Annotated in this window: 22 protein-coding genes and 1 tRNA gene; 13 read left to right on the top strand and 10 right to left on the bottom strand. The window is 66.2% G+C overall.

Features of this window, described 5'->3' with window-relative positions; genetic code table 11:
• The first annotated feature begins 418 nt into the window (after positions 1-418).
• From P1U75_RS12235 to P1U75_RS12245, 3 genes are read left to right on the top strand one after another with little or no spacing between them, the layout of a single operon-like run.
• Positions 419-1,036, top strand: coding sequence for a hypothetical protein (locus P1U75_RS12235; protein ID WP_300243724.1), 618 nt, complete (start codon positions 419-421; stop codon positions 1,034-1,036).
• Positions 1,033-1,245 carry a hypothetical protein gene (locus tag P1U75_RS12240; RefSeq protein WP_300243727.1) on the top strand — a complete coding sequence of 71 codons (213 nt, stop codon included), beginning with the start codon at positions 1,033-1,035 and terminating at the stop codon, positions 1,243-1,245. Before P1U75_RS12235 ends, P1U75_RS12240 begins: the two co-directional genes overlap by 4 nt.
• Positions 1,232-2,284 (top strand): tyrosine-type recombinase/integrase, encoded by a 1,053-nt coding sequence (locus P1U75_RS12245; protein ID WP_300243730.1) that lies wholly within the window; start codon positions 1,232-1,234, stop codon positions 2,282-2,284. The genes P1U75_RS12240 and P1U75_RS12245 overlap by 14 nt, the downstream gene beginning before the upstream one ends.
• Positions 2,285-2,358: 74 nt before the next feature.
• On the opposite strand, the gene P1U75_RS12250 is transcribed toward P1U75_RS12245, so the two are convergent.
• A tRNA-Cys gene (locus tag P1U75_RS12250) sits at positions 2,359-2,432 on the bottom strand.
• Positions 2,433-2,575: 143 nt separating this feature from the next.
• Between P1U75_RS12250 and P1U75_RS12255 the strand changes: the two genes are divergently transcribed.
• From P1U75_RS12255 to P1U75_RS12265, 3 genes are all read left to right on the top strand, one after another.
• A complete protein-coding gene (locus P1U75_RS12255) occupies positions 2,576-3,229 on the top strand; it encodes a protein-L-isoaspartate O-methyltransferase (RefSeq protein ID WP_300243732.1) in 654 nt (217 codons plus the stop codon).
• Between the two features lie 64 nt (positions 3,230-3,293).
• Positions 3,294-4,712, top strand: coding sequence for a TolC family outer membrane protein (locus P1U75_RS12260; protein ID WP_300243734.1), 1,419 nt, complete (start codon positions 3,294-3,296; stop codon positions 4,710-4,712).
• A gap of 74 nt (positions 4,713-4,786) precedes the next feature.
• Entirely contained in the window at positions 4,787-5,695 is a 909-nt protein-coding gene (locus P1U75_RS12265) for a hypothetical protein (protein ID WP_300243736.1), read from the top strand.
• Here the strand turns inward: P1U75_RS12265 and P1U75_RS12270 are convergent.
• Both P1U75_RS12270 and P1U75_RS12275 read right to left on the bottom strand, forming a co-directional pair.
• Positions 5,692-7,140, bottom strand: a complete 1,449-nt coding sequence (locus P1U75_RS12270; protein ID WP_300243739.1) for a cobyric acid synthase — start codon at positions 7,138-7,140, stop codon at positions 5,692-5,694. The two genes, P1U75_RS12265 and P1U75_RS12270, sit on opposite strands and share 4 nt — an antisense overlap.
• 106 nt (positions 7,141-7,246) lie before the next feature.
• Positions 7,247-7,567, bottom strand: coding sequence for a DUF6280 family protein (locus P1U75_RS12275; RefSeq protein ID WP_300244289.1), 321 nt, complete (start codon positions 7,565-7,567; stop codon positions 7,247-7,249).
• A 218-nt stretch (positions 7,568-7,785) separates the two neighbouring features.
• On the opposite strand from P1U75_RS12275, the gene efp reads away from it, so the two are divergent.
• Together efp and P1U75_RS12285 are read left to right on the top strand one after the other, a co-directional pair.
• Positions 7,786-8,349, top strand: a complete 564-nt coding sequence (gene efp / locus P1U75_RS12280) for an elongation factor P (protein WP_300243741.1) — start codon at positions 7,786-7,788, stop codon at positions 8,347-8,349.
• 174 nt (positions 8,350-8,523) lie between these two features.
• Positions 8,524-9,864 (top strand): ferric reductase-like transmembrane domain-containing protein, encoded by a 1,341-nt coding sequence (locus tag P1U75_RS12285; RefSeq protein ID WP_300243743.1) that lies wholly within the window; start codon positions 8,524-8,526, stop codon positions 9,862-9,864.
• Positions 9,865-9,981: 117 nt separating this feature from the next.
• Here the strand turns inward: P1U75_RS12285 and P1U75_RS12290 are convergent, their stop codons facing one another.
• Positions 9,982-10,716: a folate-binding protein gene (locus P1U75_RS12290; RefSeq protein WP_300243745.1), complete on the bottom strand. Its 735-nt coding sequence runs from the start codon at positions 10,714-10,716 to the stop codon at positions 9,982-9,984.
• Positions 10,717-10,785: 69 nt separating this feature from the next.
• Here P1U75_RS12290 and P1U75_RS12295 point away from each other — a divergent pair, with 69 nt between their 5' ends.
• Positions 10,786-11,469: a TIGR04283 family arsenosugar biosynthesis glycosyltransferase gene (locus P1U75_RS12295; protein ID WP_300243747.1), complete on the top strand. Its 684-nt coding sequence runs from the start codon at positions 10,786-10,788 to the stop codon at positions 11,467-11,469.
• 120 nt (positions 11,470-11,589) lie between these two features.
• The gene (locus tag P1U75_RS12300) at positions 11,590-12,573 is read left to right on the top strand and encodes a hypothetical protein (protein ID WP_300243750.1); all 984 of its coding nucleotides are present in this window, start codon (positions 11,590-11,592) and stop codon (positions 12,571-12,573) included.
• A gap of 92 nt (positions 12,574-12,665) precedes the next feature.
• Here P1U75_RS12300 and P1U75_RS12305 read toward each other — a convergent pair whose 3' ends face one another.
• Both P1U75_RS12305 and P1U75_RS12310 read right to left on the bottom strand, forming a co-directional pair.
• Complete coding sequence (locus tag P1U75_RS12305) at positions 12,666-14,528, bottom strand: ABC transporter ATP-binding protein (RefSeq protein ID WP_300243753.1); 1,863 nt, start codon at positions 14,526-14,528, stop codon at positions 12,666-12,668.
• Positions 14,525-15,205 carry a tyrosine-protein phosphatase gene (locus tag P1U75_RS12310; protein WP_300243754.1) on the bottom strand — a complete coding sequence of 227 codons (681 nt, stop codon included), beginning with the start codon at positions 15,203-15,205 and terminating at the stop codon, positions 14,525-14,527. Before P1U75_RS12310 ends, P1U75_RS12305 begins: the two co-directional genes overlap by 4 nt.
• Before the next feature lie 146 nt (positions 15,206-15,351).
• Here P1U75_RS12310 and P1U75_RS12315 point away from each other — a divergent pair, with 146 nt between their 5' ends.
• Positions 15,352-16,560: an aminotransferase class V-fold PLP-dependent enzyme gene (locus P1U75_RS12315; protein WP_300243757.1), complete on the top strand. Its 1,209-nt coding sequence runs from the start codon at positions 15,352-15,354 to the stop codon at positions 16,558-16,560.
• A 31-nt stretch (positions 16,561-16,591) separates the two neighbouring features.
• Here P1U75_RS12315 and P1U75_RS12320 read toward each other — a convergent pair whose 3' ends face one another.
• Positions 16,592-16,987: a DUF6858 family protein gene (locus P1U75_RS12320; protein WP_300243759.1), complete on the bottom strand. Its 396-nt coding sequence runs from the start codon at positions 16,985-16,987 to the stop codon at positions 16,592-16,594.
• 133 nt (positions 16,988-17,120) lie between these two features.
• Positions 17,121-18,227, bottom strand: a complete 1,107-nt coding sequence (locus tag P1U75_RS12325; protein WP_300243761.1) for a pyridoxal phosphate-dependent aminotransferase — start codon at positions 18,225-18,227, stop codon at positions 17,121-17,123.
• 121 nt (positions 18,228-18,348) lie between these two features.
• Here P1U75_RS12325 and P1U75_RS12330 point away from each other — a divergent pair, with 121 nt between their 5' ends.
• On the top strand, positions 18,349-19,131 hold the full coding sequence (locus P1U75_RS12330; protein WP_300243764.1) for a crotonase/enoyl-CoA hydratase family protein: 783 nt from the start codon (positions 18,349-18,351) through the stop codon (positions 19,129-19,131).
• A 124-nt stretch (positions 19,132-19,255) separates the two neighbouring features.
• Here P1U75_RS12330 and P1U75_RS12335 read toward each other — a convergent pair whose 3' ends face one another.
• Complete coding sequence (locus P1U75_RS12335) at positions 19,256-22,348, bottom strand: valine--tRNA ligase (protein WP_300243767.1); 3,093 nt, start codon at positions 22,346-22,348, stop codon at positions 19,256-19,258.
• Positions 22,349-22,511: 163 nt separating this feature from the next.
• Here P1U75_RS12335 and P1U75_RS12340 point away from each other — a divergent pair, with 163 nt between their 5' ends.
• Complete coding sequence (locus P1U75_RS12340; RefSeq protein WP_300243770.1) at positions 22,512-23,489, top strand: zinc transporter ZntB; 978 nt, start codon at positions 22,512-22,514, stop codon at positions 23,487-23,489.
• On the opposite strand, the gene P1U75_RS12345 is transcribed toward P1U75_RS12340, so the two are convergent.
• Positions 23,490-23,924, bottom strand: a complete 435-nt coding sequence (locus P1U75_RS12345) for an Lrp/AsnC family transcriptional regulator (RefSeq protein ID WP_300243773.1) — start codon at positions 23,922-23,924, stop codon at positions 23,490-23,492.
• Between the last annotated feature and the right edge of the window lie 30 nt (positions 23,925-23,954).

Raw genomic sequence — 23,954 nt, forward strand, 5'->3', positions numbered from 1 at the left:
GACGATTAGAGGGGTGATGTATGGCACAAGTCCTTGAAAACATTAGACAAGCTCAAGGCTCAGTGCCGAAGTGTCGATTTATCCCACCTTACACATGAGCCGACCATGCCGGCCCCCGGCCCCCTTTTATTCATATGCAGAAACATCCCGAAAAACGGCACTTCGGCACTTTAGCACTAGCCACCTTCATATATCGTTGGAATTAAACGGTTTTCCGAAATTTTCCGGCATCGCAAAACCGCCCCATTCCAGTGCCAAAGTGTCGATTTCCGCGGATTTCATGAAAGAGGGGACGCGGCGAACAGCGGGGCACCGGCGCCCGCCCGCGCCGCGGCGGCCCTTCATCTTTCTGACGAATATGCTTGCAATTTGGAGTAATCAAAGATAAAACCAAAAACAGAAGGCGGAAAGAGGGCCATTGGAGGGTATCAAAATGACCTCAGTATCAATGATGAATGAAGTGGTCTCCGACATCATGGGCGTGGACCGCACGATTGCATCCCAATACAGCAGGCAGCTTCTCAATTCTGGCCTCCTTCCGAAGAGCCGAGGCCGCGCCGTTGCAAGCGTTACCCCGAAGCATGTTCTCCGGTTGATCGTCGCCATTGGGCTTGGGACGAAGTACCACGAGGCGCCTGATGCGGTTTCGAAATATCTCAGCCTACGGCTTGACGGAATGCCTCCGACTGCACCCGACTATATGCGGGGAACCGTCGAGACGCGGCTCCTGTATTCCTTCATGATGGTCATCGCGCCGCAAGAGTTGATCCCGGAAGGGTTGATCGCACATCGGCTCGCCGAGCGGAACTTGCGTTACGAGTTCTTGATTTCCTGGCCCCAGGTGTTTGTCCACGACCCGGAAAGCTCACCTGAAAGCTACAAAGAAAGCGGAAAGCTGCCGGGGCATTTAGAAGGGTGCTTCTATCGGAGTTTCACGCTCTCTTGCTATCTCTTCGATGAGTTTTGCGACTGGGATTTCGGCTTCACGCCGGAATTCTGGGCCGATTGTTTTAAGAACCTGGAAGGCAAGGCATGACGATTAAGCGCCGCCCTGTAGCTATTCGCAAAGCCGACTTGTCGCCCGCTTTCGAAGCGGCGAAGGCAGCGGGCTATGATCAGGTATCAGTCGTCGTCGAAATCGGTGACGGCAAGCGGTTCCTGATCACGGCCTGGACCGCTGGCGATGGGACCAATCCGGACATGGCTCCGTTCGACAAGTGGAGGGCAGGCCGTGACACAATCTGATCTGCCCAAAGGTGTGCATCGTGTCCGTCGAAAGCTGGCGAGCGGCAAGAGCCGCTTTCACTTCTACGCATGGCGTGGCGGCCCCAAATTCTGGGAAGATGACCACCGCAAGCCGAGCGATACGGCATTCTATCAGGCGTTCGCGGAAGCAACTGCGCGCCCGCAATCGCCTGACTACATGGTCACCCAATTGGTCGATGACTTCTTGTCAAGCACCGCAATGCCCAAGGGGGAGCGTTCGCGTGCGGATATTCGCAAATGGGGACTGCGGTTCGCTGAACACTTCAAGGATGCCCCTGCCGTCATTTTCGAGGATCGCAGATCGCGGGGCGAGATGAACGCATGGCGGGCGCTCTGGAAACACTCACCAAAACAACACGACATGGCAGGAACACATGCCGTCCGCATCCTCAACTGGGGAATGGAGGAGGGCAAGCTGTCCGAGCACCATTGCCACAAGCTGCGCCGTCTCTATGAGGTGGACCGCTCTGAAATCGTCTGGACCCCGGCTGACCGGGAAGCCTTCAACGCGGTTGCCCCGGAATGGGTGCGCCGTATTCTCTGTGTAGCCTGCGAAACTGGCTTGCGTCCGGCTGATCTGATTAAGCTGACCCCTGCCCACGTCGAGCAGACCCCACGCGGCCGTCGCCTGCGCGTCCGGACGAACAAGCGCAAGAGGCTGGCACATATCCCGATCACGCCCGCGCTTGCTGAGGTGATCGACACGACCCCGCCGGGCCGGTTGCTGATCCTGGCGAATGCCAGCGGTCACGCCCTGACCCCGCACCGCGCATCCGAGGGCGTCCGCCAGTGGCGCGACAAGGCCAAGCTGTCCGATGAGCTGCGCCTGTACGATGCGCGCGGCACGGCTGCAACGCGGCTGCTGAATGTGGGCCTGTCCCTTGCGGAGATCGCCAATCACATGGGCTGGAGCATCCGCTACGCGGCGAACGTGATCGAGCATTATGCCCGCGTCTCGCCCGACGAAACTGATGCTGTTCTGGTCAAGCTGGCACAGGCGAAAGGGGGCGCATCGTGAACAAAACTGTAAACGCCCCTGTAAACGGCGCAAGCCGCGCACAACGAGGAACCGGGCAAGTGCTTGAAAATAAATGGAGGCGAGTACCGGAATCGAACCGGTGTACACGGATTTGCAATCCGCTGCGTCACCACTCCGCCAACTCGCCTGCCGATGGTGCGTATCCGGCTCTATCCGATCCGTTCGGACGCTGCAAGTGCCCATGCGGCGTGAAATCGCGCCGCGGGCCGTTGCCGGGGGGACGGGGATATGGCAAAAGCCCTTCGAGGGACTGAACAACCGAGTTTAGCAATGACAGACTTTGCCGCCCGCCGCCGGATGATGGTCGATACGCAGATCCGCCCATCGGATGTCACGAAATACCCGATCATCGACGCCTTGCTGGCGGTCCCGCGCGAGATCTTCGTGCCGGATGCACAGCGCGACGTCGCCTACGCGGGCGAGGATCTGGACCTGGGCGGGGGCCGCGTCCTGCTGGAGCCGCGGACGCTGTCCAAGACGCTCGATGCGCTCGACATCGGCCCGGACGAACTGCTGTTGGATGTGGGCAGCGCCCTGGGCTACTCGGCCGCCGTGGCGGCCCGGCTTGCGCAAGCGGTGGTTGCGGTGGAAGAGGACGAGGCGATGGCCGCCGAGGCGCAGGACCTGCTGTCCGAGGCCGGGGCCGACAACGTGATCGTGCACCAGGGACCGCTGGCCGCCGGTGCGGCGGAACACGGGCCCTACGACGTTATACTCGTCGAGGGCGGCGTCGAGGCGGTGCCGGCCGCGCTGCTGGATCAGCTCAAGGACGGCGGTCGCATCGCCTGCCTCATGCTCGATGGCGCGGTGGGCGAGCTTCGCATCGGCTACAAGTCCGGCGGCGAAATGTCGTGGCGGTTCGAGTTCAATGCCGCAGCGCCGGTGTTGCCAGGGTTTGAAAAGCAGCGGGCGTTCGCGCTCTGATTAGCCGGGCCGGATCCGGCGATTGACACAAGGCCCGGGTATCCGGGGCATCGGAGACAGGGTTATGCGCAAGGCAGCATTCAAAGGCATTCTCGGAGCGGTCGTGGTCGCGGGGGGGCTCGCGCTGTCGGCGCTTGCGCCGCGGACGGCGCAGGCCGAGAATATCGTCGATGCCCTGATCGGGGCCTATAACACCAGTGGGCTGCTGGAACAGAACCGGGCCCTGCTGCGGGCCGCCGACGAGGATGTGGCCACGGTCGCGGCGCAATTGCGCCCGGTGATTTCCTGGACCACGCAGATCAGCCGAACGCTTCTCGACGGGACATCCAACACCATCGCGTACAGCAGTCCCTCGACCGATCTCTTCACCGGGCTGACGATCAGCCAGATTCTTTATGACGGCGGCGTCATCGCGCTGAGCAAGCAGGGGGCGCAGGAATCCGTTCTGGCCACGCGCCAGCAGCTTCTGAACATCGAACAGCAGATCCTGTTCCGCGCCGCCTCGGCCTATCTCAACGTGGTGCTGCAATCGGAAAACGTGCGGCTGCGCCAGAACAACGTGCGGCTGCTGGGCGAGGAACTGCGCGCCGCGCAGGACCGGTTCGATGTGGGCGAAGTGACCCGCACCGACGTGGCGCTGGCCCAGGCGCAGCTTGCTGCGGCACGGTCGGGTCTGTCCACCGCGCGCGGCAATCTGATCGCCGCGCAGGCAGAGTATGCCGCGGCGGTGGGCCGCAAGCCCGGCGCCCTGGCCGGACAGCCCCGCCTGCCCAGGGCCGCGGCCTCGCTCGATGCGGCAACCGCTATCGCCGTGCGCAACCATCCGGCCATCCTTGCGGCGCAGCATCAGGTGAAGGCCACTGAACTTGCGGCGCAGAGCAAGGCCAAGACGATGGGGCCGTCCGTCGCGCTGTCGGGGAGTTTCGGCCTGACCGACGACGCGGACACTATTGATCGTTCCACATCCGCCTCGGTGTCGCTCACGATGACCCAGCCGATCTACCAGGGCGGCGGTCTGGCGGCACAATACCGCCGGGCGCTGGCCACCCGGGATGCGGCCAAATCGAGCCTGCTGACCGTGCAGCAGGACGTGATTCAGGGCGTGGCGAACGCCTTTACCCGGCTGGAGGTCGCCCGCGCCAGCCTGATTTCCTCGGCCGAACAGGTGCGCGCCGCGCGCGTGGCTTTTGAAGGGGTGCGCGAAGAGGCGACGCTGGGCGCCCGCACCACGCTCGACGTTCTGTCGGCCGAGCAGGATCTTCTGGACGCGCTGACCAACCAGATCTCGTCGCGCTCCGAAGAGGGGGTGGCGAGCTATCAGTTGCTGCAGGCGCAGGGGCTGCTGACCGCCGAGCGGCTGGGCCTCGCGGTGCAGATCTATGACCCCACGCTCTATTACAACCTGGTCAAGACCGCGCCGTCCCGGGTCAGCAAGCGCAGCAAGGATCTTGATCGCGTGCTCAAGGCGCTGGGCAAAAACTGAGAATTCTCGCTTCCGGTTGTTTGAATCCCGGGCAGGGGGTACACTCCCTCCCGAGGCGAGAGTGGAATATAGAAATGTCGGACCCCGTCACGAATGCTCAGATCGAGGACGTGCTGTCCTCGATTCGTCGTCTGGTTAGCGACGACAACCGGTCTGCCGGCGCCGCCGCGCAGCCCGAATCGACCAGGGAAGGGACGGCTACGCCTCCCCCGAAAGCCAACCGCCTGGTGCTGACGCCGGCGCTGCGGGTCAGTGACAGTGGCGTCGCACGCCCGGACGACGGTACGGAGGCGACGGGCAGCGGCCCGGCGCCCTGGGCTTCTCCGGGCACGACCCTGTTCGATGCGCTGGGCGGCGCACGGTCCGGCGGCGAAGTCCCGAACGAGGGGGCCGGGGTCGAGAATGCCGGCGTGGAAGAGGATGCCAGCTGGGAAGAGGTCGCGCCGTCAGTGCCCGCTGACCAGCCGGAGGACCGGGATCTGTCGCCGCAAGACGACAGCCTGCCGGACACGTCGGACGATGCCGAACCCGACGCCGCAGACGGTGGAGAGAGAATGCCCGGGCAGGACGACGACCCCCTCGATGCCGACGAGGAGGTCGGAGCCCAGGAGACGCCGCCGGCCTTCCATTCCACCCGCGCCGAGAACCTGAGCGCCAAGATCGAGGCGCTGGAGGCCGTCATCGGCCGCACCCGTGACCAGTGGGAACCGGACGGGACCAGCGACGATGCCTATGCCGGAACGCCGGTCGAGGGAATCGGCTGGCAGGATCTGGACGAGGAAAACCCCGAAGACTCCGACGATGCACCCGACGATCTGGCCGCCGACGAGGCGGTGATCGACGAGGACAGCCTGCGCGAACTGGTGGCCGAGATCGTGCGCCAGGAGTTGCAGGGCGCGCTGGGAGAGCGGATCACGCGCAACGTGCGCAAGCTGGTCCGCCGCGAGATCCACCGCGTGCTGGCCTCGCAAGACCTCGACTAGCGGCCCACCGTAGTGGCCAGCGCCAGCAGCGCCTCAACGTCCAGATGTCTTTCCAGATGGTCTGCCAGCGCGTCCAGCGTCGCCTCGACGCCCGCGTCATAGGCGGCCTCCGACCGATGCCCCATCCCGGCCAGGAATTCGGCGCGAAAGCCATCCGATGCGAACAGCCCGTGCAGGTAGCTGCCCCGCACCCGCCCGTCGGGCGAGGCCGCGCCCTCGATCCGGCCCTCGACCGAGAGCCAGCCGCGCGCCCGGTCCGGCCCCTCCGTGCGCCCGAGGTGAATCTCGTAGCCGGTGACAGGCGCGCCGCCGGGCAGGGCGGTCGCCCTACGCTGGGTCACCGTCTTGTCGCCCTGCATCACCGTTTCCACGTCCAGCAGGCCCAGACCCGGGTCAGTGCCCGGAGGCCCCTCCAGCCCCCCGGGATCGGCGATCGAACGCCCCAGCATCTGGTAGCCGCCGCAAAGCCCCAGCACATGCCCGCCCCGGCGCAGGTGCGCGCGCAGGTCGATGTCCCAGCCCTGCGCCCGCAGAAAGGCCAGATCGGCGCGTGTCGCCTTGCTGCCGGGGATCAGCACCAGGTCGGCATCCCCGGGAAGGGGGCGGCCCGGCGGCACGATCTGAACCGCGACCGAGGGTTCGGCGACCAGCGGGTCGAGATCGTCGAAATTCGCCATTCGCGGCAGTTGCGGCACGGCGACCTTGCAGGCGCTGCCCTGTTCAGCGCCGCGCGAGGCGATATCCATCATGTCCTCGGCCGGCAGCCGCCAGGCGTCGTGAAACCAGGGCACCACCCCTAGGCAGGGCCAGCCGGTGCGCCGGGCGATATCGTCGCGGCCCGCGTCGAACAGGGAAAGGTCACCGCGAAACCGGTTGATCGCGAACCCGGCGATCATGGCCCGGTCGTCGGCGTCGAGCACCGCCTGGGTGCCGACGATCTGGGCGATCACGCCGCCCCGGTCGATATCGCCCACCAACACCACCGGCACCCCCGCCGCGCGGGCAAAGCCCATATTGGCAATGTCGCCGCGCCGCAGGTTGGTCTCCGCCGGGCTTCCGGCGCCCTCGACCACCATCAGGTCGGCGCTGGCGGCGAGCCGATGAAAGCTGTCCAGCACCACCTCCAGCAGCGCCCCCTTGTCGCGCTGATAGCGCGCCGCGTCCCGGGTGCTTCGGCGATGGCCCTGCACCACCAGCTGCGCGCCGGTTTCGCTCTCGGGTTTCAGAAGCATCGGGTTCATGTCGCTGTGCGGCGCGCGCCCCGCCGCGCGGGCCTGCAGCGCCTGGGCGCGACCGATCTCGCCGCCATCGGCAGTGACGGCGGCGTTGTTCGACATGTTCTGCGGCTTGAACGGTGCGACCGAGAGTCCGCGGCGCGCGGCGGCGCGGCACAGCCCCGCCACCAGCAGCGACTTTCCGACATTGCTGCCGGTGCCCTGGATCATCACGGCGCGTGCTATGGTTCCGCCTCCGGACCGGCACCCTGCCAGACGTCAGGCGCAAAAAAACGCGCCCCGGGGGACGCGCTTTTCAGGATCGGGGGGAAAGCAGTCAGGCGGCCTCGGCCTGCTGCGCGGCATGGCGGCGTTCGCTCTCTTCGCGCGACAGCGCGACCGAGGTGCGCACACCCTTGCCGACAAAGTCCATCAGGCCGGTCACGACGCGTTCGTTCGGGTCGATCCCGGCGCAGCTCAGCACTTCGCGGCCGTCGCGCGACCGCGCCCAGCGGGCGATCTGCTCCGGGCCGTTGCCATATTTCTTGTCATCGGCGATGGCATCGTCGAGGGCGGCCAGAACAACGGCCGCGAACAGTTTACGTGCACGATTGCCTTGCTCGTTATTGAAGGCAGTGCCGTCAACGAAATCTTTCATCCCGTTTTCCTTGTTTTTCTTGCTCTTGCAATTTTCGGCGTGGCGTTGCTTATGACCGATCGAGACCGATTCTGGCACCCCAAAAACGCATGCCTGCAATGCGTATCGCGCATGGCTTTCTGCAGGTGCAACACGACATTTCGTTGTCTTGCCAGTCCCAACCCCGCCAGATATAGGGTTCGCATTCCGAGCATCAACCTCGCGTCAAGGATTTTATCATGCCCAAGATCAACGGAAACGAGATCCGCCCCGGCAACGTGCTGGAGCATAACGGCGGATTGTGGGCGGCCGTTAAGGTGGACCACGTCAAGCCCGGCAAGGGCGGCGCCTTCGCGCAGGTCGAAATGCGCAACCTGCGCAACGGCTCCAAGCTGAACGAACGGTTTCGCAGCGCCGACAAGGTCGAACGCGTGCGGCTGGAACAGAAGGACATGCAGTTCCTCTATGAAACCGACGGCATGCTGGTGTTCATGGATACCGAGACCTACGACCAGGTCGAACTGCCCGCAGAGATCCTCGGCGACCGTCGCCCGTTCCTGCAGGACGGCATGACCATCCTGGTCGAATTCCACGACGCCGAGGCGCTGAACGCCACCCTGCCGCAGAAGGTCACCTGCCGGATCAGCGAGACCGAGCCGGTGGTCAAGGGCCAGACCGCCGCCAACAGCTTCAAGCCGGCGATCCTGGACAACGGGGTCAAGGTGATGGTGCCGCCCTTCGTCGGCCAGGACGAGGACATCATCGTCAACACTGAAACCATGGAATACGCCGAACGCGCCTGACCCGAAGGGCGCGATTCGATCTGCCCGCGCGGCCGTGCGTGCCGCGTGGGCATTTTTGTTTCTTCCACCGACGGAATATGCGAAGCCCCGCGTATTAACGCTGAGGTGCTTGGCGCGCCCCGCGCGAACAGGGGGCGCGGCCAGGCACCCGAAATTCGTTGTAGGAAATCAGTTATGACCAGAATCAGATATGCCCTCTGGGGCATTCTCGCCGTCCTGAGCGCCGCCTGGCTGCTCGCCAACCTGCCGCTCCCCGATACCCTGAGCTTCATCGCTGTTCGCAATCTCCTGGTGCAATACTCCGGGGTGCTGGCAATCGGCGCCATGAGCGTGGCGATGATCCTCGCCACCCGCGCAAAGTGGCTGGAGCCGTGGTTGAACGGGCTCGACAAATCCTATCGGCTGCACAAATGGCTGGGCATCACCGCGCTGGTGGTGTCGGTGACCCACTGGATCGCGGCCAAGGGGCCGAAATGGCTGGTCCAATGGGGCCTGATGGAGCGTCCCAAGCGCGGCGGGCCGCCGGCCGACGCGGCGGAACCGGGCGCGATACAGGCGGTCTCCAACAGCTTGCGCGACACGGCGGAAGGCCTGGGCGAATGGGCCTTTTACGCGGTGGTCGCGCTGATCCTGTTGGCGCTGATCAAGCGGTTTCCCTACAAGTATTTCGTCTCCACCCACAGGCTGATCGCCGTCGCCTACCTCGTGCTGGTGTTTCACGGCGCCGTGCTGATGCATTTCGACGCCTGGAGCCAGCCGGTCGGCATCGTTACCGCGCTCTTGATGCTCGGCGGCGTGATCTCGGCGGCACTTGCTCTCAGCCGCCAGATCGGGCGTCGCCACAAGGTGCCGGGCCGGATCGAGGCGGTGCGCTCGTTCCCCTCGATGCGCATCACCGAGGTCGAGGTCAAGCTGGACGAAGGCTGGGCCGGGCATGACGCCGGCCAGTTCGCCTTCGTCACCTTCGACCGCGGTGAGGGCAAACACCCCTTTACCATCGCTTCGGCCTGGGATCCGGCGACCCGGTGCATCACCTTCATCACCAAGGCGCTGGGCGATTACACCCGCTTCCTGCCCGAGCAACTCATGGTGGGCGGCGCGGCCACGGTCGAGGGCCCCTATGGCCGCTTTACCTTCGATGACAGCAAGGACCGCCAGATCTGGATCGGCGGCGGCATCGGCATCACCCCGTTCATCGCCCGGATGAAGCAACTGGCGATGTCGCCCGGAGCCAAGCAGATCGACCTGATCCACAGCGTGGCAGAGATCGCGCCCGAGGCGCTGGACCTGCTCAAGGCGGATGCCGAGGCGGCAGAGGTCAACCTGCACCTGATGATCGACAGCCGCGACGGGGCGCTGACCGGTGATCGTCTGCGCCAGATGGTTCCGGATTGGACATCCGCAAGCGTCTGGTTCTGCGGCCCGGCGGGGTTCGGTCAGGCCATGCGCAGGGATCTGGTGTCGCATGGTCTGTCGGCCGGGGATTTCCACCAGGAGTTGTTCAACATGCGCTGATCTCGGCGTAGGATGGGCCATGACAACCGATAAGGGGTCGGCGCGCGGGCGCTGGCCCCTTTTGCTGTCCGACGCTCGGCCAAGGCCCGCAAGCGCGGTGATTCCAATGGCGCGAGTTCAGTCCAGGCGCAGCCGCGCCACGCCGGCGGTCATCTCGCCCTTGGTCCGGTCCAGACGCAGATAGGCGATGCCATGCCCGCCCGACTGGGTGTAAAGCGTGCCGGCAGGCTTGCCACCGGCCAGGATCTCGGTCCCCACCGGGGCGGCGCCCTCGACCTGGACGCGGCGCAGTCCCTTGCGCAGCTCGGTCTTGTGCTTCATCCGCGCGGTGACCTCCTGTCCCACGTAGCAGCCCTTGCGGAAATCGACACCGTTCAGCGCCTCGAAACCGGATTCGAGGATATAGCTGTCGGGCGTCAGCTCGATCCCGGTTTCGGGGATGCAATGGGCGACCCGGATCGCGTCCCATTCGGTGCCGTCGTCGGCCTCGGGCGCGGTGGTATAGGCGCGCCAGCCCATGTCGGGGTGGCGCGGGTCGGGCCGGGCGCCCTCGGGCGCCGGTCCGGTGCCACGCTGTAGATGCAACCCGCTGGGCGAAATCGTGACCTTGGCGCGCAGCTTGTACAGGCTCAGCCGCCGGACCAGATCGTCGGCCAGCGCCTCGGCCACGTCGAGCAGCACGCCATCTCCGTCGCGGGCGAGGAAGAAGTCGGCGATATACTTGCCCTGCGGCGTCAGCAGCGCGGCATAGACCAGCCCGTCGCCAAGCCTGGCCGTGTCGTTGGTGATCAACCCCTGGAGAAACTCCTCGGTCTCCGGCCCCGAGAGGCGGAGAATGCGGCGCGCGGTCATGACGGGCTCCTTGCTTTCCTACGCGGTTGATATAGGAAACAGGGCCAGTTTGAACAGGGAAAGCCGCGCGTGCCAGCCCCGATCAGTGTCATCATCCCCACCCTGAACGCCGGGGAGGAGCTGCCCGGCTGCCTCGCGGCGCTGGGCGAGGGGCTGGTCGCCGGGCTGATCCGAGAGCTGGTCATCAGCGACGGCGGCTCCAGTGACGCCACCCGCCAGATCGCCGAGGCCGCGGGCGCGGTGCTGCTCACTGGCCCGCCCTCGCGCGGCGGGCAGCTGCGCCGGGGCGCGGCGGCGGCGCGGGGGGGCTGGCTGCTGGTGCTGCACGCCGACACCCAGCTGGCGCCCGGCTGGACCCGGGCGGTGGCCGACCACCTGGAGCGGCCGGGGGCGAGGCCCGCCTATTTTCGGCTGACCTTCCGGGCGCGCGGCGCGATGCCCGCGCTGGTGGCGGGCTGGGCCAACCTGCGCGCGCGCCTCTTCGCGCTGCCCTACGGCGACCAGGGGCTGTTGTTGCGGCGGACGGCGTATGACCGCGCCGGCGGTTATCCCGACCAGAAGCTGATGGAGGACGTGGCGCTGGTCCGCGCGCTCGGGCGCCCGCTCGTGGCGCTGCCCGCCGAGGCCCGCACCAGCGCCGCCCGCTACCAGCGCACCGGCTGGCTGCGACGAGGTGCGCGCAACCTCTGGACCCTGCTGCGCTATGTCATGGGCGCGGACCCGGCGGACCTGGCGGCGCGCTATCGGCGCTAAGGGGGGCTCTGCCCCCGTCGCCCCTTTCAGGGCAGGGTTGAGGTGTAAGGGGGTGACTTGCGCCTGAATTGTGGGCAAGTTCGGTCCCGTGGAATTGGGGAAAGGGGGAGGACGGCTGCGGTGACCTACCGGAAGGAGGTTGTGCGCGGCGTTCTGATTGCGATGCCTAAGCGTGATAGGGGTTTCGGATTTTGGGTTGTAACTGCGCTTTTTATTGCCGCGCTACTCTCATTGATATTGGCTTTTACATATGATGTCGCAACCTCACATACGGAACGGAAACTTCGCGCGGAGCAAAATTCCAGTGGATACGTCTCCAGCGCCGAGAAGCGCGTAGATGAGGCGTGCGGCGGTCTTTCTGGTGGAGACTTGATTGCGTGCGTTCAGCAAGAAGTAGAGGCCACCAACGAACATAAGCGCAGCGAGTATGATCTTACTGCCCAACAGGATATGGACGATTGGTCCTTTTGGCTTCTCTGGGTAAGTGTCTCTAGCGTAGCTGTCTCGACCCTTGCGGTCATCCTGGTTTGGCGCACTCTGGACGTTACTCGCGAGACACTTATCGCCACCCAAGATATGGCCCGAGACACCAGAGAGATCGGCGAGGCGCAGGTCAGGGCTTACCTCACAGCACGGCAAGTCCAAGTTGCTTGCGACGCCCAACACTCCTGTCTGTCCTTTAGGTGCAACGTCTCCAATCACGGTCAATCACCCGCAGTTGGAGCCTTTGCCCTCATTGAGGTGACGCTTTTTGTCAACGATACCAGAGTTGTTTTTCGAATGTTCCACGAAATTGGGATTCTTCCAGTCGGAGAAAACAAGGGAGAACTTTGCGGGTACGTTGATTCCAATATTTCGCCGGATTTGTTCCAGACCTCAGGAGCATGCCACGTCCAGATCAGAGTAATTGCCAAGGACGTTTTCGGTAAGGACATTGAGAGTTCCGGCTTCTTCATGGCTCGTGGCGGGCCGCAAAATGTTGTGGGGTATGTGATAGAAAATGCTTCGGTTGATCTGGGCATGATGGGATTGGGCCTCGATGAAGCGGATTTTGCCCACCTTGTTCCCAACTGGTGGAAGCCCAATTGGGGCCAAAACGAGTAGAAATGCCACAATCATCACTTACACCACGCTTGGTGCGCTTGATACATAAGCCCGAATATTTCCGACCAGAAAAAGATCCTGCGTGCCGCGTCTCAGCCGACCAGTTTCAGCATCGCCCGGCGCAGCCAGCCCTCGCGCGGGGCCTCGGCCTCGGCCGGGGGCGCGGCGGGCAGGGGGCGGCCGCGCTCATCGACCAGCATCTTGCCGTCCTGGAATTGCAGCCGGTAGAGGTCGGCATAGATGCCGCCGCGTTCCAGCAGCTCCTCGTGCGTGCCCGCGTCCACCGCGGCGCCGCGATCCATCACCACGATCTTGTCGGCGTTGCGGATGGTCGAGAGCCGATGCGCGATCACCAGCGTGGTGCGCCCGCCCGACAGCCGGTCGAGCGCGGATTGCACCACCTTTTCCGATTGCGCGTCCAGCGCGCTGGTGGCCTCGTCCAGCAGCAGGATCGGCGTGTCGCGCAGCAGCGCCCTTGCGATCACCACCCGTTGCCGCTGCCCGCCCGAAAGCGCCGATCCGCGCGGCCCGACGCGGGTGTCGAGCCCGTCGGAGAGCTTGGGCAGGAAGTCCGAGACATGGGCGGCCTCCAGCACCGTTTTCAATGCCGCGTCGCTCACGTCGGTGCGGCCCAGCAGGATGTTCTCGCGCAGGGTCTCGTCGAACAGAAGCGCATCCTGGCTGACCACCGAGAACAGCCCGCGCAGATCGGCCAGCGCCATCTCGCGCACGTCGATGCCGCCGACCGCGACGCGGCCCTCCTGCGGATCGACCAGCCGGGTCAAAAGGTTGTAGATGGTCGATTTGCCCGCCCCCGAGGCGCCGACGAGCGCGGTGGTCTTGCCGGCCTCGGCGGTCAGGGTCAGCCCGCGCAGCGCCGGCGCCGTGCCGTAGCTGAGCGAAACCCCGTCGAGCGTGATCCCCGGCAGCCCCTCGGGCGCGGGCACCGGATTGGCGGGCGAGGTCAGGTGGATCGGCGCGTCGATCAGTTCCTTGATCCGCTCGATCGCGGCGGCGGCCACCTGCCACAGACCGCTGATCGCGCCGAGCCGGCGCACCGGCTCGAAGGTGAGGCCCATGGCGGTGAAGAAGCTCATGAACTGGCCGACGGTCTTTTCGCCCGAGACGATCTCGCTGCCGCCATAGATCAGCACCGCCATGAAGCCGACCCCGGCCATCACGTCGATCAGCCCCGGGATCGCCGCGGTGCCAAAGGCGGCGCGGATCTCGGACTGTACGAAACGCCCGGTCTTTTCCCCGTATTGCCGGTGCTGGTAGTCCTCCAGCCCGTTCAGCTTGATCGGCACGATGCCGTGAAAGATCTCGTCCAGCCGGGTCGAGAGCGCCGCGCCGAGGTCACGTGCGCTGCGCGCCTGGGCGCGCACGAACCGCTGGATCAGCGCCACCGGCAGGAACAGCACCGGCACCCCGATCAGGGTGATCGCGGTCCAGCGCCAGTCGACGCTGATCGCCACCGCCATCAGCGCCATGAGAGAGACCGCGTCGCGCCCGGCCCCGGTGATGATGGCGCGCCAGACGTCGTTGATCGCGTTGACATCCGTCTGCACCCGCTGGATCAGGAACCCCGGCGGATGCGCCTGGTGAAAGGCCCCGTCCTGGCGCATCGCGCGCGCCAGCAGATCCAGCCGCAGCGCCGCGGCGGTGCGCTGCGAGATGCGGGTCAGCACCACCTGCTGGCTCACCGCCGAGAGCGCGCGCAGGGCAAAGATGCCCATCACCGCCACCGCCACCCAGGTGATCGCCCCGGTGTCGCCGCCGACGAAGATATCGTCGAACATCGGCTGCATCATGTAGCTGAGCGCGCCCAGCATCGAGCCCTCGAGCGTCATGAAGGCCAGGGCCACCAGCAGCCAGCCGATGTGCCGGTGCAGGTAGTTGCGCCACAGCCAGATCAGCAGCGTCGTGCTCTTGGCGCCTGTGGAACTGTCGCTCATGCGGGCGTCTTTCCTTGCCGGAACCTTGTCTGGATCGCTTCGGGATCGTATTCCGTCGCGATCCATTCCTCAAAGGAAATGGGCGCGCCGCGGCTGCGCACCTCGTAACAATCGAGGATGTAGTCGAGGATGCCGACCTTGGAATTGCGGATGTGGAAGAACCGCCAGGACAACATCCGGCGCGCCTCGCGCAGCGGCCGCCCCTCGATCACCAGCAGGTAGATCGCCGAGGCGAACCCGGCCCGGTCGGCGCCGGACTTGCAATGCATGACAAAGGGTTTCTCGATCCGGCGGAATACCGCGATCAGGTGCTGGATCTCGGCACGTGAGGCCGCGGAGCGGGCATGCAGCGTGGCGTTGACAAGGGTCAGGCCCAGCGCCTCGCAGCTGGCCCTCTCGGTCATGTAATGGGCCGAGACGCTTTCGCCGCGCAGGTTCAGCACGCTGGCGATGCCGCGCGCGCGCATCTTTTCGAACCGCTCATGCGTGGGGTGGTTGGAGCGGAACGCACCCGGTGCGATCTTGTGCTCGTTGGTCCAGATGCCGCGTAGAAGGGCGTGATCGAAGTAGCGGTTGTAGATCCGCGCGCGGCGCGCGTTGCCGGGAATGGCTGGGTCCACGTTGAAATAGGCCCGCAGGTCGCGTTCGAGCTGTCGTATCCGGTTGGCGAGACCCATGAAGCTTCCTTCAATGCCTGTCCGGGCGGCACCCGGGAAACCCGGGCCTATCTAGGGTGCGGGGCGGGGCGTGACAAGCCTGCGGTTCCGATTGACCTTGCCGGCGGGGGGGATACTGTGCGCCGGACCAGTTTCAGGACGACAGCATGACAAAGACACTTAGCGTCGCGCAGGGGCGCGAATACCTTGCCATTCCAGGGCCGTCGGTGATGCCCGAGGCGGTGCTGCGGGCGATGCACCGGCCTGCGCCGAACATCTACGAGGGGGCGCTGATCGACCTGACGGCAAGCCTGATCCCGGATCTGAAACGGGTGGCGCGGACAAAGCACAACGCGGCGATCTATATCGCCAACGGCCACGGTGCCTGGGAGGCGGCCTTGTCCAACACCCTGGCACCGGGTGAGACGGTGCTGGTGCCGGCGACCGGCCGGTTCGGCCACGGCTGGGCCGACATGGCGCGGGGGTTGGGGGCCGAGGCGCAGATCCTCGATTTCGGCAAGTCCGCGCCCTGGGACATGGAGCGGATCGCCGAGGCGCTGCGCGCCGATGCGGACCACCGGATCAAGGCGGTTCTGGCGGTCCATGTGGATACCTCCAGTTCGGTCCGCAACGACGTGGAGGGGTTGCGCGCGCTGCTGGACGAGGTTGGGCATCCGGCGCTGCTGATGGCCGATTGCATCGCCTCGATGGCCTGCGACCGGTTCGAGATGGACGCCTGGGGCGTCGATGTCGCGGTGACCGGCAGCCAGAAGGGGCTGATGGTGCCGCCGGGCCTCGGGTTCGTGTTCTTCAACGACAAGGCGGCGGCGGCGCGGGACGCGCTGCCGCGGGTCAGCCGCTATTGGGACTGGGCGCCGCGGGCCGATCCGGAGTTCTTTTACCAGTATTTCGGCGGCACCGCGCCGACCCATCACCTTTTCGGTCTGCGCGCCGCGCTGGATCTGATCCACGACGAGGGGATCGACCATGTCTGGGCCCGCCACGAACGGCTGGCGCGGGCGATCTGGGCGGCCTGCGAGGCCTGGGGGCAGGACGGCCCGCTGCGGCTGAACGTGGCCGGGCGGGCGCATCGTTCGCACGCGGTGACCGCGTTGCGTGTCGGCGCGCCGCAGGGCTCGGCGCTGCGTGCCTGGGTGTCGCAGAACATCGGGCTGACGCTGGGGATCGGGCTGGGCATGGCCGAGCCGGGCGATCCGGCCTGGCACGGGTTTTTCCGCATTGGCCACATGGGGCATGTGAACGGTCACATGGTGCTGGGCATGCTGGGCGGGATCGAAGCAGGGCTGACCGCGCTGGACATCCCGCATGGACCGGGCGCGGTGGAGGCCGCCGCGGCGGTGATCGCCATGGGGTAGCGCGCCCCGGCGCGATGGCCGGGCCGGGGGATCAGGCCGGTTTGTCGGCCAGCCCCTTGCACCAGGCTTCCATTTCCTTGGTGGCAACCTCCATCGGCGGCTCGAGGAAGGTCACGTGGAAATGATCGCCCATGTCGGCCACGCCGATCGAGCGCGGCCGCACCGCCAGCACATGCGGGTTGGGCAGCGCGACGCCAAAGCAGAACACGATGTTCCTGGCGTCCTTTACCGCCTCGGCGATGGTCCCTTCGATGGCGGTGGTATGGGCATAGTGGTCGAAGGTGGCGATATAGGCCACCTTGGGGTGGGCGTCGATCCTGGCCTTGAGTGCCGCGATCACCGCGTCGGTGTTGGCGCAGCTGGTCTCGGATTTCGGGATCTCCAGGTCGAAGACCGGGTATTTTTCCATCAAAAGCGATTGTTTCATGGGTCTCATCCTTCATGTCATCGGCCCGCGAGGGGGCGCGGGCGGCAGACAACAGAGATGCATTTGATATGCAGGATTTGCGATGCGTCAGCTTGCCTCGGGGGCGGCATTCCGCCCGGACTCAGCCGCAGACTCAGCCCCGTGTGCGCTCCAGCGCGGCCGGCAGCGCGGCGGCAAAGGCATCGAGATCCTGGGGGCGGCCGCAGCTGACGCGGATGCAGCGGTTTTGCGGCGCGGCGAAGGGCATGCGCACGAAGATGCCCTGATCGACCAGCGCATCGAGCACCGCCTTGGCAAATGCGCCGTCGCCGCCGCAGTCCACGGCGACGAAATTGGTCGCCGAGGGCAGGGTGGTCAGCCCGTTGTCGTGGGCGATGGCGGCGATCCGGTCGCGTGCGGTGGTGACCTGTGCCTGGACATGCGCCAGCCAGTCCTGGTCGCGCAGCGCGGCCAGCGCGCCGGCCTGGGCAAAGCGGTTCATGCCGAAATGGTTGCGCACCTTGTTGAAGGCGGAAATCAGCCCCGGCGCGGCGATGGCATAGCCCACCCGCGCCCCCGCCATGCCGTAGGCCTTGGAAAAGGTGCGCATACGGATCACCCGCGGATCATCGGCGGCAACGGGAGCCGCCGTGCCCTCGGGGGCAAATTCGACATAGGCCTCGTCCAGCACCAGCAGCGCGCCCTCGGGCAGGGTCTCCAGCGCATCGACGATGGCCTGTCCCGCGTGCCAGCTTCCCATCGGGTTGTCGGGATTGGCAAGATAGACCAGCTTGGCCCCGACCTCCGCCGCCTTGGCAAAGAGCGTCGCGGGATCCTCGCGGTCTTCGACGTAGCCCACCTTGTGCAGCACCCCGCCAAACCCCGCGACGTGGTAGTTGAAGGTCGGGTATGCCCCTTCGGAGGTGACGACGGCATCGCCCTCGGCCACCAGCAGCCGCACCAGGTATCCCAGCAGCCCGTCGATCCCCTCGCCGACCATGATGTGATCGGGGGTGAGGCCGAGATGGGCGGCCAGCGCCGCGCGCAGATCATGGCTTTCTGCGTCGCCGTATTTCCAGATCTCCGCCGTCTCGGCCTGCATCGCCGTGATCGCCTTGGGCGAGGGACCGAACAGGCTCTCGTTGGCGCCCAGTCGGGCGGTGAAGGGGGCGCCGCGGTCACGCTCCTGGGTTTCCGGGCCGACGAAGGGCACCGAGGCGGGCAGGGATTGGACGAGCGGGGTATAGCGTGGGTCTGTCATGGCTGGCCAGATACGCCGGGAGGGCGGGCTTGGGCAAGAGGTTTTGCTGCCCCCACGTCCGGGTGGATTTCCCGGCGCCGCGCGGGCAGGATCGCCCCCGGCAGTAACAGGAGGAAGTGCGATGGCGCGCGTATCGGTGGAGTACAAGGATCACATCGCCCGGGTCACCCTGACCCGGGGCGACAAGATGAACGCGCTGGATGACGCGATGGTCGAGGCGATTCTCGCGGCCGGCGCCGAGGTGGCCGCCTCGGACGCGCGCGCGGTGGTGCTCTCGGGCGAGGGCAAGAGCTTCTGTGCCGGGCTCGACATGGCCAGTTTCGCCCAGATGGGCAGCGTCGATCCCGAGCAGTGGCTGATGGAGCGCAGCCACCACGACGCCAACCGCATGCAGGAGGTCGGCCTGATCTGGCGCCGCGTGCCGGTGCCGGTGATCGCGGCACTGCACGGCGCGGTTTATGGCGGCGGGCTGCAACTGGCGCTGGGCGCCGACATCCGCATCGCCGCGCCGGACGCCAAGCTGGCGGTGATGGAGATGAAATGGGGGCTGGTACCCGACATGGGCGGCATGGCGCTGCTGCCGCAACTGGTGCGCTCGGACGTGCTGCGCCAGCTCACCTACACCGCCCGACCGATCCCGGCGGACAGGGCCGAGGCCTGGGGGCTGGTGACGCAGGTCAAGGAGGATCCGCTGGCCGCCGCGCTGGCGCTGGCCGAGGAGATCGCCGAGCAGAGCCCGAGTGCGATCCGTGCCGCCAAGCGGCTGATCGGGTTGGCCGAGAGCGCCGAGCGAGCCGAGGTGCTGCTGGCCGAATCGCGCGAACAGGTCAAGCTGATCGGCAAGCCGGAGCAGATGGAGGTGATCGCCGCGCGGATGCAGGGGCGCAAACCGGAGTTCAAATAGGCGCGACTCATTCATCGGGCCTGCGGATCACGGGCGGTGATCCGGGGTCGCGGATCGGCAAAAGAAACGGGGCCGGAGGTGTGCAACCCTCCGGCCCCGGCCTGTTTGTGCGGAACGGATCGGCCTATTCCAGCTCGGAAAGCCGTGCCAGCGCCTCGGTGATGCGGGCCTCTTCCTCTTCGCGCGCGGCGAGGTTGGCGCGGGTTTCCTCGACCACCTCGGCGGGGGCGGAATCCGCGAACTTGGGGTTGTTCAACCGGCCGCGCAGCCCGCCCAGTTCCTTGCCGAGCTTGGTCAGGGTCTTTTCCAGCCGCGCCTTTTCCTCGGCGATGTCGATGATGCCGGCCAGCGGCAGGCCAAAGGTGGCCCCCTCGACCGGGATCGTCACCGTGCCCTTGGGCAGGCTGTCGGCCGCTGTCAGCCCCTCGATCCGCGCCAGCCGCTTGATCAGCACCTCGTTGCGGTCCCAGGCGGCCTGACCGGCGGCGTCGATCTGGCTCACCAGCATCGGCACGTGAAGCCCCGCCGGCACATGCATCTGGGCCCGCGCCGAGCGCACCGCCTCGATCAACCCGATCACCCAGTTCATCTCATGGTCGGCGGCCGCGTCGACCAGATCGGCGGCGCTGTACTCGGGCCAGTCGCCGTGCACCAGCATCTTCGGGCGCGTGCCGGACAGCTGCCAGAGCTCCTCGGTGACGAAGGGCATGATCGGGTGCAGCAGGACCAGGCACTGGTCCAGCACCCATTTCATCACCGCCTGCGTCTCGGCCTGCGCGGCGGCATCCTCGCCCTGCAGCAGCGGCTTGGAAAACTCCACGTACCAGTCGCAGACCTTGCCCCAGACAAAGGAATAGAGCGCCTTTGCCGCATCGTTGAAGCGGAAGGTCTCAAGCGCCGCGTCCACCTCTTCGCGGACCTTGGCGGTCTCGCCGATGATCCATTTGTTGAGCGTCTGCTCGGGGGCGGGAACGCCCGTCACCTCGACCTCGAACACGCCATTCATCTCGGCAAAGCGGGCAAAGTTCCACAGCTTGGTGCCGAAATTGCGATAACCGGCGATGCGTTGCATATCCAGCTTGAGCACCCCGCCGAGCGAGGCCATGGCCGCATTGGTGAACCGCAGCGCGTCGGCGCCGTATTCGTCGATGATCTCCAGCGGGTCGACCACGTTGCCGACCGACTTGGACATCTTCTTGCCCTTCGCGTCGCGCACCAGCCCGTGCAGGTAAACCTTCTCGAACGGCTTCTCATCCACCACGGCAAGCTGCATCATGATCATACGGGCGACCCAGAAAAACAGGATGTCCTGCCCGGTCACCAGCACGCTGGTGGGGAAATAGCGATCCAGTTCCGGTGTCTGTTCCGGCCAGCCCAGCGTGCCGATCGGCCAGAGGCCGGAGCTGAACCAGGTGTCCAGAACGTCGGGGTCCTGCCAGACCGGATAGACCAGCCTGGTCGGGTCCTGGTCGATCTCGTATTGCGCCAGCGCCTGGGCAAAGACATGCACCGCCTCGTGCCGGTCGGAAACCTCGACGATACGCGCGTCGGCCAGCGGGTGCGGGGTGTCGGCCAACTCGTTGCGGAACGCGCCCTGCACGCCGGCGAAATCCGGCGCGCAGTGGAACACGTCGCCCATGTGCACCATGCCGTTCAGCAGCAGCCGGCCCATCTCAACAAGGTCGATCGTGCCGTCGCCTTCGTCGTCGCGGAAATCCGGCGCCGAAAGGTCCAGCCCGTACCACACCGGGATCTGGTGGCCCCACCACAGCTGGCGCGAGATGCACCAGGGCTCGATGTTCTCCAGCCAGTGGAAATATGTCTTCTCGCCGCTCTCGGGCTGGATTTCGATATCGCCGCCCCGCACCGCGTCCAGCGCCGGGCCGACGATCTTGTCGGTGTCGACGAACCACTGATCGGTCAGCATCGGCTCGATCACCACCTTGGAGCGGTCGCCGAAGGGCTGCATGATCGGCTTGTTCTCGACCAGCGCCACCGGTTCGCCCTCGTCGCCCAGCACGGTAACGGCCAGCCCCTCCTCGGTGATCTGCTCGACCACCCGCTTGCGGGCCTCGAACCGGTCCAGCCCGCGCAGCTCGTCGGGCACCAGGTTCAGCGTGTCCACCTCCATCTCGGTGAACGCTGCCCCGTTCGCGATCTCCTGCGCGCGGGCGGCGCAGTCGGCATAGGACAGACCGTCGTCGCGCATCGCGCCCTTGGTGTCCATCAGCCGGTACATCGGGATGTTGCCGCGCTTGGCCACCAGGTAGTCGTTGAAATCATGCGCCCCGGTGATCTTCACCGCGCCCGAGCCGAAGTCGGGGTCGGGGTATTCGTCGGTGATGATCGGGATCAGGCGGCGATGCTCCTTGGGCCCCACCGGGATCTCGCAGAGCTTGCCGACGATGGGCGCATAGCGGTCATCCGAGGGGTGCACCGCCACCGCGCCGTCGCCCAGCATGGTCTCGGGGCGCGTCGTGGCGATGGAGATATAGTCGCGCTCTTCCTCCAGCACGACATTGCCGTCCTCGTCCTTCTCGACATAGGTATAGGTCTGACCGCCCGCCAGCGGATACTTGAAGTGCCACATGTGGCCCGCGACCTCGATATTCTCGACCTCGAGGTCGGAAATCGCGGTCTCGAAATGCGGGTCCCAGTTCACCAGCCGCTTGCCGCGATAGATCAGACCCTTGTCGTACATGTCGACGAAGACCTTGATTACCGCGTCGTGGAAATTGCCCTCTTCGCCCTCCGGCGCGCCGGGGGCGCCGGACATGGTGAAGGCGTTGCGCGACCAGTCGCAGGAGGCGCCGAGGCGCTTGAGCTGGTTGATGATGGTGCCGCCCGACTCCTGCTTCCACTCCCAGACCTTTCGGGTAAAGGCGTCGCGCCCCATGTCGCGCCGCGCGGGAAGCTGGTTTTTCGCCAGTTCGCGCTCCACCACCATCTGGGTGGCAATGCCGGCGTGGTCCTGGCCGGGCTGCCACAGGGTGTCGAACCCGCGCATCCGGTGCCAGCGCACCAGGATATCCTGCAGCGTGTTGTTGAAGGCGTGGCCGATGTGCAGCGAGCCGGTGACGTTCGGCGGCGGGATCATGATCGAAAACGTCTCGGCCCGGCTGGCGTTGGCGCCCGCGGTGAAACATCCGGCCGCTTCCCAGGCCGCGTACAAACGATCCTCGGCCTCGGCCGCGTTGAAGGTCTTTTCCATCGCCATGCTGCTGGTCCCTTTGTGGTCGCTGGATCATCTATCGAAGCCTGCGTCGAAGGGAAAGGCGGCAGGGCGGTTTTCTTGACATCGGGAGCAACCGAAAAGCGGGTGACAGCGCGGTGTCGGGGCGGCACTCTGGGCCGCAACGGGCCGGAGCAGGAGAAGACAGATGGACGAGATCCGGATCTATGGCTTCGACGGGGCGGGCGGGGCGCGACGGCTGGGCGCGGCCCCCTCTGCGCGTTTCCCCGGGGCGTCGGGGCCGGGGTTCGTTTGGGTCCATGTGGACGGGGCCAGTGCGGCGGGGCGCGACTGGCTGGCGGCGGCGGGGCTCGACCCGCTGGAGATCGAGGCGCTGCTGGCCGAGGAAACCCGCCCGCGCTGCACCCTGCACGGGGACATCGCGCTGATGAACCTGCGCGGCGTCAACCTCGACCCCGGCGCCGAGCCGGAGGACATGATCTCTCTGCGGCTGTTCATCTCCGCGCATATGGTGATCTCGGTGCAGATGCGGACCCTGCAGGCGGTGGTCGATCTGATGACGGCGCTGGATCGCGGGCAGGGGCCGGGCACCCCCGGCGACCTGATCGCGCGTCTGGCGCTGCGCCTGGCCGACCGGGCCGAGCCGGTGGTGATGACGCTGAACGAACGCGCCGACCGGCTGGAGGACGCGATGGAGGAGGCCGGGCAGGGCGACGGCGCCACGCGGGCCGAGCTTGCCGACATCCGCCGCATCGCCATTGTCCTGCGCCGCTACCTTTTCCCGCAGCGCGACGCGCTCTCGACGCTGGAGATCGAGGATCTGGACTGGCTGACCCAACGCGACCGCAGCCGGTTGCGCGAGGCGACCGAGCGGGTGACCCGGCTGGCCGAAGAACTGGACGCGATCCGCGACCGCGCCCAGGTGGTGCACGATCAGATCCTCGACATGCGCGCCGAGGCGATGAACCGGCAGATGCTGGTGCTCTCGGTGGTGGCGGCGGTGTTCCTGCCGATGGGGTTGGTGACCGGCCTCTTGGGCATCAACGTGGGCGGCATCCCCGGCGCGGCCTGGCCGGGGGCGTTCTGGGCGGTCTGCGCGTTGCTGCTGGCGATCGGCGCGGGCCAGCTCTGGCTGTTTCGCCGGATGGGGTTGCTGGGGCGCTGATCACGGCGCCCGGTCGATCTTGGTCGCGAGATGGATCAGGCTTTCCGAGCTGCGCACGCCCTTGGCCTCGCCGATTCGGTCCAGCGTGTCGTCAAGCTCTGCTGTGGTTCCGGCGGCGACCTGCACCAGCAGGTCGAACCGGCCCGAGGTGGTGTGCACCACCTCGACACCGCTCAGGCTCTTCAGCCGGGCCAGCACGGCGGGCCCGCTGCGCGGCTCGATCGAGACCAGCACCGTGGCACGCAGCGGCGGCGCGGTGGCAACGCTGGCGCGCAGGGTGTAGCCCGCGATCACGCCGGATTTCTCCATCCGTTCGATCCGCGCCTGCACGGTGGTGCGCGCCAGCCCCAGCTTGCGCGCCAGATCGGTCACCGGCGCGCGGGCGTTCTCGCGCAACAGGCGCAGCAGCATCCGGTCTGTTTCGTCGGTTTGCATATCAATCTCGGCGTTATGACGAAGATTGAC

The sequence above is a fragment of the Antarcticimicrobium sp. genome, from assembly GCF_029212575.1.
GTDB lineage: Bacteria > Pseudomonadota > Alphaproteobacteria > Rhodobacterales > Rhodobacteraceae > Antarcticimicrobium.